This is a genomic window from Falsirhodobacter algicola, from assembly GCF_018279165.1.
Taxonomy (GTDB): domain Bacteria; phylum Pseudomonadota; class Alphaproteobacteria; order Rhodobacterales; family Rhodobacteraceae; genus Falsirhodobacter; species Falsirhodobacter algicola.
Genome location: NZ_CP047289.1, coordinates 1,561,715 through 1,575,584 on the forward strand (window position 1 = coordinate 1,561,715; position 13,870 = coordinate 1,575,584).

General features: G+C 61.3%; 12 protein-coding genes, 1 tRNA gene and 1 pseudogene. 4 read left to right on the forward strand and 10 right to left on the reverse strand.

Annotated elements, in window-relative coordinates; all coding sequences use genetic code 11:
* Positions 1-5 precede the first annotated feature (5 nt).
* On the forward strand, positions 6-2,624 hold the full coding sequence (locus GR316_RS07855; protein WP_211783404.1) for a glycosyltransferase: 2,619 nt from the start codon (positions 6-8) through the stop codon (positions 2,622-2,624).
* Here the strand turns inward: GR316_RS07855 and GR316_RS07860 are convergent.
* On the reverse strand, positions 2,621-3,634 hold the full coding sequence (locus GR316_RS07860) for a LacI family DNA-binding transcriptional regulator (protein WP_211783405.1): 1,014 nt from the start codon (positions 3,632-3,634) through the stop codon (positions 2,621-2,623). The genes GR316_RS07855 and GR316_RS07860 overlap by 4 nt on opposite strands.
* Positions 3,635-3,733: 99 nt before the next feature.
* On the opposite strand from GR316_RS07860, the gene GR316_RS07865 reads away from it, so the two are divergent.
* Positions 3,734-3,810 (forward strand) — tRNA-Arg (locus GR316_RS07865).
* Between the two features lie 10 nt (positions 3,811-3,820).
* Here the strand turns inward: GR316_RS07865 and GR316_RS07870 are convergent.
* From GR316_RS07870 to GR316_RS07880, 3 genes are read right to left on the reverse strand one after another with little or no spacing between them, the layout of a single operon-like run.
* The gene (locus GR316_RS07870) at positions 3,821-4,945 is read right to left on the reverse strand and encodes a tyrosine-type recombinase/integrase (RefSeq protein WP_211783406.1); all 1,125 of its coding nucleotides are present in this window, start codon (positions 4,943-4,945) and stop codon (positions 3,821-3,823) included.
* The gene (locus GR316_RS07875) at positions 4,930-5,103 is read right to left on the reverse strand and encodes a hypothetical protein (protein WP_211783407.1); all 174 of its coding nucleotides are present in this window, start codon (positions 5,101-5,103) and stop codon (positions 4,930-4,932) included. Before GR316_RS07875 ends, GR316_RS07870 begins: the two co-directional genes overlap by 16 nt.
* 28 nt (positions 5,104-5,131) lie before the next feature.
* Positions 5,132-5,323, reverse strand: a complete 192-nt coding sequence (locus tag GR316_RS07880) for a hypothetical protein (RefSeq protein ID WP_211783408.1) — start codon at positions 5,321-5,323, stop codon at positions 5,132-5,134.
* 122 nt (positions 5,324-5,445) lie between these two features.
* Here GR316_RS07880 and GR316_RS07885 point away from each other — a divergent pair, with 122 nt between their 5' ends.
* The gene (locus tag GR316_RS07885) at positions 5,446-6,081 is read left to right on the forward strand and encodes a helix-turn-helix domain-containing protein (RefSeq protein WP_211783409.1); all 636 of its coding nucleotides are present in this window, start codon (positions 5,446-5,448) and stop codon (positions 6,079-6,081) included.
* 495 nt (positions 6,082-6,576) lie between these two features.
* On the opposite strand, the gene GR316_RS07890 is transcribed toward GR316_RS07885, so the two are convergent.
* Positions 6,577-8,274, reverse strand: a complete 1,698-nt coding sequence (locus tag GR316_RS07890; RefSeq protein ID WP_211783410.1) for a DUF262 domain-containing protein — start codon at positions 8,272-8,274, stop codon at positions 6,577-6,579.
* A gap of 309 nt (positions 8,275-8,583) precedes the next feature.
* Positions 8,584-9,216 (reverse strand): annotated as a pseudogene (locus tag GR316_RS07895) (tyrosine-type recombinase/integrase).
* Between the two features lie 413 nt (positions 9,217-9,629).
* On the opposite strand from GR316_RS07895, the gene GR316_RS07900 reads away from it, so the two are divergent.
* Positions 9,630-10,505, forward strand: a complete 876-nt coding sequence (locus tag GR316_RS07900; RefSeq protein WP_211783411.1) for a DUF7946 domain-containing protein — start codon at positions 9,630-9,632, stop codon at positions 10,503-10,505.
* A 325-nt stretch (positions 10,506-10,830) separates the two neighbouring features.
* On the opposite strand, the gene GR316_RS07905 is transcribed toward GR316_RS07900, so the two are convergent.
* The 4 genes from GR316_RS07905 to GR316_RS07920 all read right to left on the reverse strand — a co-directional run bounded on the left by GR316_RS07905 (position 10,831) and on the right by GR316_RS07920 (position 13,734).
* Positions 10,831-11,223, reverse strand: coding sequence for a hypothetical protein (locus tag GR316_RS07905; RefSeq protein WP_211783412.1), 393 nt, complete (start codon positions 11,221-11,223; stop codon positions 10,831-10,833).
* A gap of 113 nt (positions 11,224-11,336) precedes the next feature.
* Positions 11,337-11,816 (reverse strand): DUF6634 family protein, encoded by a 480-nt coding sequence (locus tag GR316_RS07910; protein ID WP_211783413.1) that lies wholly within the window; start codon positions 11,814-11,816, stop codon positions 11,337-11,339.
* Between the two features lie 113 nt (positions 11,817-11,929).
* Entirely contained in the window at positions 11,930-12,298 is a 369-nt protein-coding gene (locus tag GR316_RS07915; protein ID WP_211783414.1) for a hypothetical protein, read from the reverse strand.
* Positions 12,295-13,734: a hypothetical protein gene (locus GR316_RS07920; RefSeq protein ID WP_211783415.1), complete on the reverse strand. Its 1,440-nt coding sequence runs from the start codon at positions 13,732-13,734 to the stop codon at positions 12,295-12,297. The genes GR316_RS07915 and GR316_RS07920 overlap by 4 nt, the downstream gene beginning before the upstream one ends.
* Positions 13,735-13,870 lie beyond the last annotated feature (136 nt).

Here is a 13,870-nt window from a genome sequence, read left to right on the forward strand (position 1 = left end):
ACGCCATGATGAACGCCCCTGTCCCGCTGCTGATCCGCCCGGCCCCGGCCCTCGGCGCGCCGCGGATCGCGGTCGTCATTCCCGTTCACGGCCATTGCGTCCTGCTGTCCGAAGCGATCGAAAGCGTCCTGAGCCAGCGCGCGGGCTTCGGCATCCGCATCCTTCTGGTGAATGACGGCTGCCCGCAGGTCGAAACGGACCGCACCTGCCGCGATCATGCCCGCGCCGCGCCCGAGCGGATCACCTATCTGCGCAAACCCCATGGCGGGCTGAGCGATGCGCGCAATCACGGCATCCGCTACGCTCTCGCCGCGTGGCCCTCGGTGGAGGCGGTCTATATGCTGGACGCCGACAACCGCCTGCGCCCCGACGCGCTGGCCCATGCGATGGCCGCGCTGGACACCCACCCGGACGCCGCTTGGATCCACCCCAATATCGACATGTTCGGGATGAGTTGGGCCGGCGATTACGGGGGCGAGTATTCCCGGCTGATCCACACCGTGATGAACACCTGCGAGGCCGGAAGCCTGATCCGCCGCTGCGTGTTCGAGGCGGGGATCTTCTTCGACACCGCCTTTCGTGCGGGGTTCGAGGATTGGGATTTCTTTCTCAGCGCCGCCGGGGCGGGCTTTCGCGGGCGCAACATCGAAAGCTTCGGCTTTCTGTATCGCAAACGCGCCGAAAGCATGCTGGCCCGGTCCGATCGCGAGGGCGAGGCGATCCGCCGCGAGCTGCGCCGCAAACACGCGGCGCTGTTCAGCCCGCGCGGCCTTGCCGCAGCCGAACAGGCCGAAGCGCCGCGCTATGCCATCCTTTTGACCGACCGGGACGAGGTGCTGCTCTCGGTCGATCCCGACGCCTCCGATGCCCGCCGCATCCGCCATGCCGATTACGAGGCGATGTGGTGGCGCACCCAGACCGGCAGCAGCCGCCATCACGCCCCACCCATCACCGTCGTGACGACAGGCCCGGTTCTGGCGGCACTGCGCGGGGCGGGGCTGCTGCATTCGACGCTCTGGTGGCTGGAGCGGCGGCTCGAGGATGCGCCCTTCGCCGCGCTGGAGATGGAGCCGCAGACCGCCGACCGGCTCGACTGGTCCGAGGGGAATATCGACGGCCAGCGCCCGTCCCGCGCCGCGCTCGTGATGCTGCGCCCCGGCGTGATGACCGAGGCGATGCGCGCACCGTCGATCAACTGGATCGGCGGGATCGCGGCCGAACCCTGCGCGCTGCCGCTGCATACGGTCTGCCTGCGCCTGCCTTACGAACTGTGTCCGCCCGGCGGCGCGTTCGATAGCACCGTCCACGACCTCGTGGCGCTGGCCGCGCGCTACCGCGCCTCTCCCTATCGCGCCGCGATGGAGCATGAATGGGAATGGCGCCAGCCCGGCATTCCGTGGCGCGCGCGCACCCATGCCATCGCGCAGATCTCCACCGGGCTCGGCACGCCCTATCCGCGGCTGGCGCGGGAGGGGCGGGATATCGGCTTCATCCTGTCCCTCAACGATACGGCGGGCATCGAACGCGCGGCGCGGAATGCGGCGCGTGCCCTGCGGCAGGCGGGGCAGCGGACCCATCTTTTCGTGATCGACGGCCAGTCCTGCCCCTATGGCGCGGAATGGCGGGCGGCCTTCGACAGCGTGACCTTCCTCGCCGATCCGGCCTTTGCCCCGTGGGATGACGGAAGCAGCCGCTTCTTCGGGACCGATATCACCGAATGGTCCCGCCATGGCGATCAGCGGCAGGCGACGGCGATGCTGGCATGGCTCGATCTGGTGGTGAACGTCCATGGCGGCGCCATCGCCGGCGTCATGGGCCGCCTGAAGGCGATAGGCGTGCGCACCGCCCTGTCGCTGCATCACAGCGACCGCAGCCCGTTCCAGCGGATGATCGGCAACACCTATCTCGGCCTCGCTTTCGAGGATGCCTACGATCTGATCCTGCCCTGTTCGCAGCGGCTGGCCGATTGGTGTCACGGCATGGGCGTGCCGGAGGCGAAGATCGTCCCCGTGCCGAACGCGCCGGGCTTTGCCCTGCCGCCGGGGGCGGAGGCCCGCATCGCCGCGCGCCGCGCCGCCCGCGCGCCCACCGCGCCGCTGCGGGTGCTGTTCCTCGGCCCGCTGGAGCGGCGCAAGGGCATCGACCGGTTGATCCCCGTGCTGGAGGCCAGCCGCGCCTGCCTTCCGGTGGAATGGCGCATCGCCGGCCAGCCCGCCGCCATGGCCGAGGGGGTGGATCTACCCCCCGCGCTTCGGACGCTGCTGGAACCGCCCCTCGGCACGCCCGAGGCTTTGGCCGGTGCGCTCGAATGGGCGGATGTGCTGTTCCTGCCCTCTCATCACGAAGGGCTGTCCCTGACGGTGCTGGAGGCGATGCGCTCCGGGGTCGTCCCGCTGGTGACCGATGCGGGCGCGGTCACGGAAGTGGTGCGCGAGGGGCAGAACGGCATCGTCCTGTCCCAAAGCCATACGCTGCCCGAGGCGATGTCCGCCCTTGCCGAACTTTGCCGCGATGGTGGGTTGGTGCGGCGGCTGTCGGCGCAGGCCCGCGCCGACATGGCCGGGCGCGACTGGGACGGGGCGGTGCGCCCCCTCCTCCGCCGATTGTCCGAATTCCGGCCCTAGCGGATCGTGTCCCCGGGGTTGAGCCGGGGCGTCAGCGCGACGATCTCCCCGCCGATGATCCCCTCGGGGTGGCGGCCCGCCACGATCGCGGCGGCCTGGCGCCCGATCTCGAACCGGCAGGCATCCATGGTGGCGAGCCGCATCGGCAGCCCGTCCAGCAGATCGACATCGTTGAACCCCGCAAGGCCCATCCGCCCCGGAATGTCGATCCCCTGCTCCAGACAATAGAGCAAGCCCCCCGCCCCGATCATGTCGTTCGAATAATAGAGGAAATCGAGATCGGGCGACCGGGCGAGCATCGCCGCCGTCATCTCCCGCCCCTTGGCCAGCGAAGAGCCGCCCTCGTAGAACTCCTTGTCCTGCACCTCGACCCCGGCATCGGCCAGCGCGCTGCGGAACCCCTCCAGCCGCTTGCGCGCCCGGTGATCCCCCGCCATCCGCGTGCCGAGGAAACCGATACGGCGGTAGCCGGCCGCAAGGATCGCCTCGGCCATCATCCGCCCCGCCCGCGCATGCGAGATGCCGACCGCCGTGTCGATCACCGGCCCGTCCACATCCATGATCTCCACCACCGGCACGCCGGCATTGCCCAGCATCGCCCGCGCTGCGTCCGAATGCTCCAGCCCCGCGACGATCAGCCCCGACGGCCGCCATGAGAGCATTTCGTAGATGACGGTCTCCTCCTTCTCGGCGCGGTAGCCGGTGACGCCGAAGACGGGTTGCAGCCCCGTATCCTCCAGCACCGCCGAGATCGCCTCCAGCACCTCGGGGAAGACCATGTTCGAGAGCGAAGGGATGATCACCCCGACGAGGTTCACCCGCTGGCTGGCCAGCGCGCCCGCAATCTTGTTGGGCACATAGCCCAGCGATTTCGCGGCATCGAGCACCCGTTCCCGCGTGGCCGGAGAGACGTCGCCCCGGTTGCGCAGCACACGGCTGACCGTCATCTCGCTGACGCCGGACGCCTCCGACACGTCACGCAATGTCAGGGGTCTGCGCTGGTCGGCCATGTCACGCTCCGGAAGTGTTTTCCCGTTGTTACATGCAACTGCGACCATGTCCAAGCGGGGTTGCGGCCCGCCCCGTTTCCCCGCACAAGAGAAGACGGCGGCCCCGTGGCTCAACTGGATAGAGCAGCCCCCTCCTAAGGGGCAGGTTGCAGGTTCGAATCCTGCCGGGGTCACCATTTGTCATCATTATCTTTTTTCTTTCATTGGTTTGTTCGTCGTCTTGGCGAACCTTCCAGAATGGTTCGCCAAGTTTTGTTCTCCGTTCGGACGGGTGATCAGCTTTTCGAAAGCTGTATCTGCCAGTCCTTCGCGTTCCGCCGCAGCAGTGTAGTGCTGCACGAGCGCCAGCGATTTATGCCCGGTCACTGCCGCGATCTGGTTCGTGGTGGCACCTGCCTCTGCAAGCCGCCGTGCGCAGGCCTTTCGCAGGCCGTGCGACGAGCAGGCGGGCAATCCTGCCTCCTTGGTCCAGCGCTGCATGAGGTTGCCCAAGCCGCCGACCGAGCGCGCCGTGCCGCGGCTGGTGGATATGAAAGGCCGATCCGACGCCAAGGTGGCCAGGACCGAGGCAAGATCCGGGTGCAGAGGAATCGATATCAGCTGGCCGTTTGATTTCTTGGTCTTCTGGCGGCGGTATCGGAAACGGCCATCCTTGATGTTCCAAGGTCCGAGCTGCACGGCATCGACACGCGCAGCGCCCGTATACAGCATGAGCGTCATCACGGTGTGGGCCTCGGTTCCCTGCGGATGCACGCGGATGAACTGCGCGATCTCTGCCTCAGTCCAGGTGTGGAAGCCCTCCGTGGCGACCTTGTAGGGCTTCGTGGCGCGTGCCGGGTTGTCGGTCCGCCATTCCAACGTGATCGCGTAGTCCAGAAGCTGGATCAGCCTCTTGCGCAGGTTGTTGGCGGCTGCCGGCGTGTCCGCCTTGGCAGCCAGAAGGTCCTGCACATGACGGAGCTGCATCAGATGCACAGGCTTGTCGCCGTGCTGCTGGCGGAAGTTCTCGACCACACCGCGGTAAACGCGCTGCGTCGATGCCTCGAGCGCCAGGAAGTCCTGCGACCGGTACCATTTTAAGACGAGCAACTCGACGCTGCCCGGTTTCGCACGGCCCGCGCCAACGCCGCCGCGCGTCCGGTGCCCCTCCAGCGCAGCCTCGTATCGCCCGATGAAATCCTCTGAGCCATACTCCGATCCAAGCTCGACCGAGAAGCCGCCCTTGCGAAAGCGCCAGCGGCGCTTGCCGTGGCGGTCGAAATAGGAAGTCGCGCCGGGATACTGGCGGCTGCGCTTCAGGCCTGATCCCATGGGTTCTTCTCCTGCTGCGTCTTCGGCGTGGCCGTGTAGATGACGACGGTGCCATCACGGCTGATCTCTGAACGCCCGATGGGGATCCCGGCATCCCGATACGCCTTCAGGTATCGGGTCAGCTCGGATTGCGTGATGCGTGCCTTCTCTGCCGCCATCTTCGCCTCCTCAGGCTCTCTGGTCAGCCTAAGGCCGCCCCGGCATCAGCAGTGCCTCGATCTGCTCCGGAGACAGGAGCATCAGGTTGCCAAGCTGGTAGTAGTTGCCGGTCTCCCGAGCCTTCGTGCGGATGAGGCGCGGCGACACCCGCACACCGTGCTCGAGCAACTGCTTCGCCCAGTTCTCCGGGGTTTTCCCTTCCATCAAGAGTTCCGACATCGGCGCCTCCGGTTTCATACGCTGTCGGGTTGATGCTACCAGCCAAATGCACGGCTTCACAGCCTTTCTTTTTTCAGGCACAATTACCGGAACATTCGTTCCTATCCTGCGAGGCCGTGATAATGGCGTTCAAATTTCCCCCGATCGACTCAGACGAGTATGCCCGTGGTTTCGAGGAAGAGGAGGAAGCCCAAAGCCAGGAGGAAGCCCTGGCGGCCGCGCTCGCGGTGGAACCTCACGCTAACCTCGAACGCTTCAGGAAGAAGCGCGGCTTCACCAAGACTGCGATGGCGGAGATGATGGATATCACGCCACGGAGCTACTACGCCTATGAAAGCGGGAAGCGATCGATCCCGACCGAAGCGCTGGTTCGCCTCAACATGTACACCGGGGTTGATCTGAACGAGATCCTGACCGGCCGCCCGTCAAGCGAGGGGTACGAGCGGGTCGTTTCCACGACGATCTGGATGCTTCGCGTTCTCCTGACCGATTACAAGGGCATTCCCCTTTCGAGGCAGGAGAAGATCATAAATGAAACGATCGGCTATGCGCAGGAGCGCGGACTCACGATAGACAAGCGCTTGGTCGATGAGGTGGTCGCCAGCGAGATGGTGTACAAGTTCCATCCGGAGAACATCCCGGCGCCGCCGGACGCTGAGGCATATGGCGAAGATCGGTACGAGCAGTATGAGCGGGACGAAGCGGCTTGGCAGAAGCACGTCGAGGAGGGTCTGGAAGGGCGCTGGTCGCCTCTGTGAGCTACGAACGCCGCGCTTCTGAAGCAGCATGGCCGATGAGGTGGACTTGCACGGCTTCCAACGCGCATTGTTCTTGGTATGGCCTACGCTCACTGTCGGCAGTATGCGGTCACTCAAGCGAGCCGCAGCACGACGGCACCCGCCTGGATGACACGATGGGCGGGAAACCGTCATTCGCTGCGCTCTGGACGAGCGGCGGCTCTGCGCAGAAGCGTCCTTTGAAAACTCGGCCGCTTGATGCAGCCAGCGAACGTTTTTGCCGTGGCGCAGCCCACGGTTCCTGCCGGTCGCTGCGACTGCGAGGTCTTGGAGCTGGTGCGCTCACACTTTGCTGTATCAGCTGCCCTTCACCGCTCTTGCAGTCTGGGCAGCCCCAAATGTCCACTATGTGCATATTGCGGCTTCTGAAAAGTCGTTCGGACAACCCGAACCCGACGCTCTAGATAAATGCAAGTAAAGAAAGGATATTGCCCCTAGTCAAAACACCAATCAAAGTCACTTGATTTTCCATATTTCATTATAAGAGGTTTCGGCCAGTTCCTTAGTTCGAGACTGAACTCGCTCTATAGTCCAATCTGGTGCATTGAGGACGTCTTCGGGAACAGAGCTGTTTATTGCATTCAGAACCACAACCTTCTTCTCGAAGTCGTCATCCTTGAGTTTGCCATTGTCCTTCTGCGTCAGAAGAATCAAATTCCCCAAGCTGCCAACAATATCAGCGGTCCAGGTGCCATCTATCTTGGTCTGCGGATAAATATGCTCAATCGTCAGGTCGGCGGCATCATCGGAGAAGGTGAGTTTTTGGTGTTTGGCAAGTTTTTGGAGAATGTACCGTACCAGGCTTGACTGCTTGGTGTTCTGGCTTGTGAATGTTAATTGCTCGAAACCCGCTAGGAATTCGGATAGCGAAGGTTTTCTTTCCTCGAGTTTGTCAATTAAATCATTGATAATAACTCCTGCCGCGTTGGAGTCGCTTGCTTCGAATAATTTCCGCCCAAATGAAGAATACATAGCAGAGATGCCGCCAGAAGACCGTGAGGATGTCACAGCGGTGAACAGAAAGTGAAAGTCTTCAATAGCTTTGAGTGCACGTTTTAAGGTCCTTTCGCTTATCAACCCGCTCTTGGTAGCTCGTACTAGAGACAGAACGCCCGGTGTATGTTGGCTAATCTTGAAAATTCTCATTGCCCTCAGGGAGGCAATTATTTCTTTCTGGCTCTTACCCCAACCTTGCTCAGGATTGAAAATGGCAACGTAGTGCTCCGAGTCAGTCACGAATCCTTTGAGCTGGTCTTTGGCATTCTTCGCCTTCACGGCATATTTTATTTTCTTGTAGGCCTTTTGCTGTGTCGTAGCCTCAAACTTGGAAGACCACGAATGTGTGAAGAACGTATCAGGGTCTATGTCTACTTCACTCCCGTTTATGGTAGACAAAATTTTATTCCAAAGTTCCTTCGCGCTATCCACAGAACCCTTTCCTTTCATTGTCTTTAGGAAGTGGTTTTTCAGAAGATCGGATAGTGCAAGGTCCTTGCCGCGCGTGTTCAGTGTTTCGAAGATGAGGTAAGCGTCATCCTCATTGTCCAGCTCAATTCTAATTAGACTCAAGAACAGAACCGAATCACGCAATTCCTTCAGTCGCGTGATTTTCGATTCTAGCTTGTCATCCTTCGATATAGCGCTATCGATGTCCACTGAATGCAGAATGCCCAGAACCCTCTTTTCAAAGAAGTTGTAAGAAGCTTGAAGCCTCTTTTCTTCCCTCTGAGGTTCTGTCTCAAAGTCCTTTTCGTCAAATTTCTGAATCTCTTCAGCGAAGAAGGGGTAAGATGTTTCCGTCATTACGACGTAACGATTGACACTGTCTCGGTCCCCCCGCTCAATAAGTGCGTGAAGCCCCTTGGCTAGGTTTTCGCTACCTAGTTGTTGGAACGCATTGCGGATGACGCACAGAAGAATTGTGATTGTGGTTAAGCGCTGCTGGCCATCGACCACCCCATACTGTTGTCGGCCTGACTGGTAGAGCACCATGGAGCCAATGAAGTAGTCTTCACCTTCAGCTTGCACAACATCATTCCAGAAGTCCTCAAGGTTCTCGTCGTCCCAAGAATAGGGGCGTTGAAAGCGTGGGATGACTAAGAAATCCGATGTGAATAGACGTTCTACGTTGGTGTCGCTCGATTCGATCTTCATCAATGTCGTCCTTGGCTAGGTACCTGAGCGTGCCGCTCATTTATTGAATGAATTTGTGCGGATTGGCCACGCCGGTTTCAAGGAGATTTGGCTCCTTCCTTCTGATTTTTGCATTCACCCTTGCAGCTAGTACTTCAATTCTGTGCACCGAGTGTTGCTGCCGAGCTGCCGTCTGTTTCATACCGCAGCGAATAGATGCTGCCTTTCTAAGTACCTAAAGGGTATGGCCGCTTCCGGGCTGGTAGCGGCCGTCAGTTCGACGTGGCACGAAGGTCGGCTGAGGGCCGCCAGTAACGGCGGCCCGGTCCATTAGATTTCAACACTTTCGGAGATGGCAAGCGCGTCTTCTAGTCCACGCCCAGATACCGGACCGTGCTGTCCATCTTGGTGTGTCCCAGAAGAAGCTGAACGGCGCGCAGGTTCCCCGTCTTCCGATAGATCTCCGCGACCTTCGTCCGGCGCATGGAGTGAGTTCCGTAGGATGTGGGGTCCAGGCCGATGGATGACACCCAATCCCGAACGAGACGAGCGTACTGCCGTGTCGAGATGTGCAGGCGCTCATGGAAACGGCCCGGCCAGAGAAATTCCGAGCCGACCATCAACGGCTCTTCCATCCAGCGCGATAGCGATTTCCGCGTTCCTTCCGTGATCTCAAACCTAGACCGGCCGTTGGGTCTTGCTTTGAATGATCGATGCACGTTCCTTGACCTGGCCGGAAGCGTAGACGTCGACGACCTTTAGTTTCACCAAGTCGCAGCCACGGAGCTTGCTGTCGACGGCCAAGTTGAAGAGGGCAAGGTCGCGATGGTTCCCGGCGATCTCCAGGCGAACGCGGATGGCCCAGACATGTTTCGGCAAAAGTGGGCGTTTCTGACCGATCAGGCGCCCCTTGTTCCAGGCAGGGCGGCAAGCGCGGATGGCAGGTAAGTTGGCAGTCGGCATGTTCTGTCCTCCAACCTCCTCGCCCAGCCTCGACACCAACCTCATGTTGGTGACACAGTATACCACATCAAGCCAGCCCACCGCGAAGGTCTGCTCCGAGCCCAAACTTACCGAGATCGAGCCGGAGCTTCGCTGCGGATGCATTCGTCCGCTCCCAGCCCTCAGCGGACAGCAACGGGCTTCTACGCCCTCGTGTCTCAATTTCAGCTGCCGTTCGAAATCGGATGGCGACAATATTCCGTTCCGGGCGCGCTTATACTTCAGGTTGTAGCGCGTCCCGATATAGTCAAGCGAGTCTTGCTTTTTCTACCATCGCCCGGAATGGTGCCTCCAGAGAGCAAGGAGGCTTCGAGAGGAAATTGCCCTGATCGAAGGTGTGACGCGGTGAAAGTATCAAAGATTTTGAGGTTCGAATGAAACGCGATCCCATCCTTATCACCTACAAGCTTAAATTTGAGGGTGGCGACGCCGACCGGCACCAGTTGGAGGCTTATCCCGCTGCTCAATCTCTGGAGGGGATCATCTGGGCACTGTCGATAACGCTGAACTTTGGCGTCACCGGCAAAATCCGCCAGCGCGGCGATCTGTCCCGTGCATGCAAAGTCTATATCTCGCCTCCCAAGCGAGGGAGCGTCCTCTATGAATTGAACATCCTTGTTCAAGACAACCCATTCATCTCGCTCATATTGGGTGGCTGGGCAGTCAACAGTGCTACGCCCTATATCAACGCCCTGATAGGCCATGTTTTCAATTCTGCGCTAGGCGTGGCCAGCGACGTTCCTGCGCGAGCGCAAAAATACTTCAGGAAGCTGAACGAGGATGACTTGCAAAAGGTTGTGCATCGTATTGAACCCCCATTGACCCGTGGGCATGCGGCGATTGGAAAGACCGCCACCACCGTTTATCTCCGGGCCAAGAGAACCGATCTGGTCGTGATGGATACAGAAACCAAGTCTTATCTCGAAGCGCGTCTCAAAGACGAGTTCTATTACCTCGACACCAATGTGACCTCATTTAACCTCCTCACCGGCAACGGCAGGCTTTATCACCCTGACGAAGATAGCACCGTGGCATTTAGCCTTAGCCCCGATCCCTTTGCAGGGACGAAGAACATCCTGATCGAAAGCATGCAGCAATATTCGGCAGGGCGCTGTGGCATAGTGCGAATGACCACTCAGCGCGTAGAGACGAAAGAGGGCCGATTGAAGAAGCTGATCGTGGCCTCAGCCGAGGAAATCCCGCAGTCAGATTGGGACGATGGCGTCGATCCGCTACGCTCGACGCGGTGATGACTTGCCGCTGACTGTATTCAGGGGCAACCAGAGATTGGGCGATTTTGACTGGCAGCTTCCTGCGCAGAGGTGCCGCTGCTCGCAACCAACGCTGCATGCGCAGCGAACGTCAGAAAGGTCCGCATTCCGGACGCTCTCGAGCTAGATCATGCTGCGCGATGCCACCGATGGCCGGTTTGGGGAAGCTGCGCTGCAGAGATGACGACCCCGACCAACGGCAGACAAGGGCCGAATGCCAAGTCGCCCGCCATGGAGGCTGGCCCTGGCTGCTATGCCGCCGCATGACCAGTTCGGGCCGAACCTAGCCAGTTTCTGGGTGCAACTAGGATGTCAGGCCGAGTTCCTCGAGCACGGCGTCGAGAACTTGACCATCATCGAACCCCGATAGCGCAATGCTGCGACCAAACGTTTCCAGAGCCCAGATCGTCAGGAGCTTCCGCATGACGGCTTCGGGCGCGTCCATTCCGTGTGTGGCCAGGTCGAGCAGGAGGAGCTGATAGGCCTGGTTGAGGCTTCTCTTCCGTCCCGCTCCTCCCCGCGACCGTTGGCTGATGTGCGTTGATATCGTGGGCTTGAGCAGCTTGTAGACGGCGTCCTTCGCTTCGGTGGTCCACGGATCGCCCCGCTCTGAAACGTTGGCGCAGACCGCGAGATTGCCGATCTCGGTGGCGCTCAGCCAAGTTCCGAAAAGGAATTTTCCACCTACCTCTGACATATGCGTCTCTCCAAGCTCGCACTTCTTCCACACAGGTAGAACAGGGGCCGCCTCTAATCTGAGACGGCGTTTCCCATGATCTTTCGAATGTTTCCCTACACAACTGACCCCCGCTAGATGAAGAGGCCTGTGACCGGGCCAAGAGGCTCAGTCGGCCCATCGATCCGAGCCGTACTCGACTCTGGCAAATCAGTTGCCACTGGTCGTCCGCCCGACTCGATTTGGTCGCGCCAAGCCTCCCGATGTCGCCTGAGCAGATCCTGCGCGGCATCAAGAGCTTCTCTCCGCTTTGCCTGCGGATCGGGTGACGCAACCGGAACAGCCCTCAGCCGACCAAGGCGATACCAGCGCGACATTGTCCGCAACCAGCCTGTCTCGAGGTCGAAATCGTACTGGAAGCTCAGCACAGGAGACGTCGTCACCCATGGTTCTGAAACCTCGGGGTGGCTGCTCACGTCGCCGTCGGCCCGGATGGCATCACCGTCGCGCCAGACAAGGAACCAGTTGTCGATCATCGGTGCGCCTTCGATGTCACCTGAGCTCGGCCCAGCCTCGGCCTGCTCGATAGCGGACAACAAGTCCTCACAGCTCATGTATCGCATTCTTAAGGCCTTCTTGTTCCATGCCAGCCGGTCGTGCCCTTGGACAGCGCATCGCGACATAATCGAGGTAACGATCGAGATTGATCCCGTCTGCGCCGAGGTGATCAATATGGCCAAAACGGTGGCCCCAAGAGCGCCAGGGATATGAAGGTGCTGCCCAGCAGGACGCTTCCCAGCAATATGCCCAGACCAAGACTCTTATGTCTCCGAAGAAGGAGGCCGCTCTCCTTGCCTAGGATGGCGAGGTCTGCCTCGAGCTTCGCCTGCCGCTTTTCCGCGGCAACAACCCTTCGGCCAGTGACCTGCATGACGCCACCGATCCGATTTGCCTCGGCCGACACCTCCTTGCGGAAGGCCGTCATCTGCCGCTCGAGCTCTGCCTGCATCTCCGCCAGCTCTGCCTCCGTCTTCCGGATCGTGTCATTTCGTCTGGCACGAAGCTGCTCGATCCGGGCGTCCAGTTCTCGGGTCACGGTTCGATCCCCCTCTCGGACTGATGTAGCTGATCGCGACCGGCCGGGGGCTGATCCTCCACCAGGTCGCTCAATTCAGCCTCGGCCGCAGCCGGTTTCAGGTGGCGCTTGATCAGCTCCCAGCAGCGGGAGACGATCTGAAGGATGCGGTTCAGGGAACTCGCGACATCCAGCTCTCCGACCCGACGCTTCAGGCGTTCATCGTGGATGGTCCAGCCTTCCCCCGTTGGCGCCGACACGACTTCACCGGTCAGCACGCCGATCATCAACTTGCGGGCCAGCTCGAAGGCCTCGCGCACCCCGTCCCGGCGGTAGGCATCGGCCTGAGAGTGGACCTCTTCCATCTTGCGCTCGGCGTCGAGCCGTAGCTGCCGGGCCTTGCGCTTAGTGTCCCGGGGGTAGGCGTCGGCCACGGCGGTATCTTCCTCGACCTTCTTTCGGGCACGGTTTTCCAGCCTTTTTGCCTCCGCCTCCGCGGTGGCCAGCCTGGCCACCGCCGCCTCCCGATCGCGGCGGGCCGCCTCGAGCAGCGCGTCGCTCTCGGTCGAGGCGCTCTGCCTCTTCGCCGCAGCCTCTGCGTCCAAGAGGGCGGCTTGTTCCAGCTGCTCCGCGAGCCGGGACGTGATCTCCTCTTCCGTGGCAGAGAGTTCTTCCTCGTGGATTGCCAGCGCCGAGACACGATCTTCCATCTCCCGCAGCAGCAGCGCATCCTGCTCCGCAGCCGCCTTGCGTGCCCGCCACTCCGCCCGGGACAGCCTTTCCCGCTTCGGACCCAGCCGGGTCAGGGCGGCGGCGATGCCGACCTCGCGGTGGTACTCGTCCTGAAGCTCCCGCGCCCGGGCCTTGTAGGCCGCGTTCCCGAGCTTCACCGCTGCCTTTGAGTCTTGACCGGCCTCGCGGGCGGCGACTTCGGCTTCGGCCTTCGCGGCCCAGGCTGGGTTCAGATCGCGAGCCGAGCAGGTGGGATCATCCGTCGGCAGGACGAAGGCGTGCAGATGCGGGTGCTCTTCGTCGAGGTGCTCGACCACGCCCATCAGCTTGTCGCCGAACATCCGCTGGAAATGGGCGAGGTTGTACTCGACCCAGGTCTCGTACTTCCGCCGGGCTTCCGCGTCCGCCTCGACGTGGCTGGACAGGAGCGGATGCGAGGCCACGCAGGTCAGCAGGGTGTGACGGTCCTTGCGGATGCCACGCTCCTTGGTCGAGCCGTCGGCCAGCGTCACGGTAATCCGCCCGGCCTCCACCATCGCATCATGGCGCTCCTTGATCCGCGCCGGGTGCAGACCCGCGACGACGCGCGGCGAACGAGGGGAGGGGACGTGGGTGGAAAAGCGCGGGACACGGGCTGCTTCGGCCAGCACCTGCTCGACCGATTGGCCGGCGGGGTTGGCCTTGCGCGAAAAGTTCTGGAGGTGGAAGAACTGGGGGCCGCTCATCGTGCGACCTCCGTTCCCCAGGAAACGCAATATTGACCGACTACTGTGTTGGCAAGCAACACGTCGGGCAAGGCGCTGCGCCCCTGCACCCAGCCAGGCGGCTGTGCCGCCGATCCGTCCCGGATCGAAGCCGCCC

Bases quoted from the DNA above. Each gene is read 5' to 3' on its own strand.
- GR316_RS07900 (WP_211783411.1), top strand. From the start codon at position 9,630: ATGAAACGCGATCCCATCCTTATCACCTACAAGCTTAAATTTGAGGGT.
- GR316_RS07905 (WP_211783412.1), bottom strand. From the start codon at position 11,223: ATGTCAGAGGTAGGTGGAAAATTCCTTTTCGGAACTTGGCTGAGCGCC.
- GR316_RS07920 (WP_211783415.1), bottom strand. From the start codon at position 13,734: ATGAGCGGCCCCCAGTTCTTCCACCTCCAGAACTTTTCGCGCAAGGCC.
- GR316_RS07910 (WP_211783413.1), bottom strand. From the start codon at position 11,816: ATGAGCTGTGAGGACTTGTTGTCCGCTATCGAGCAGGCCGAGGCTGGG.
- GR316_RS07890 (WP_211783410.1), bottom strand. From the start codon at position 8,274: ATGAAGATCGAATCGAGCGACACCAACGTAGAACGTCTATTCACATCG.
- GR316_RS07875 (WP_211783407.1), bottom strand. From the start codon at position 5,103: ATGGCGGCAGAGAAGGCACGCATCACGCAATCCGAGCTGACCCGATAC.
- GR316_RS07885 (WP_211783409.1), top strand. From the start codon at position 5,446: ATGGCGTTCAAATTTCCCCCGATCGACTCAGACGAGTATGCCCGTGGT.
- GR316_RS07860 (WP_211783405.1), bottom strand. From the start codon at position 3,634: ATGGCCGACCAGCGCAGACCCCTGACATTGCGTGACGTGTCGGAGGCG.
- GR316_RS07880 (WP_211783408.1), bottom strand. From the start codon at position 5,323: ATGTCGGAACTCTTGATGGAAGGGAAAACCCCGGAGAACTGGGCGAAG.
- GR316_RS07870 (WP_211783406.1), bottom strand. From the start codon at position 4,945: ATGGGATCAGGCCTGAAGCGCAGCCGCCAGTATCCCGGCGCGACTTCC.
- GR316_RS07855 (WP_211783404.1), top strand. From the start codon at position 6: ATGATGAACGCCCCTGTCCCGCTGCTGATCCGCCCGGCCCCGGCCCTC.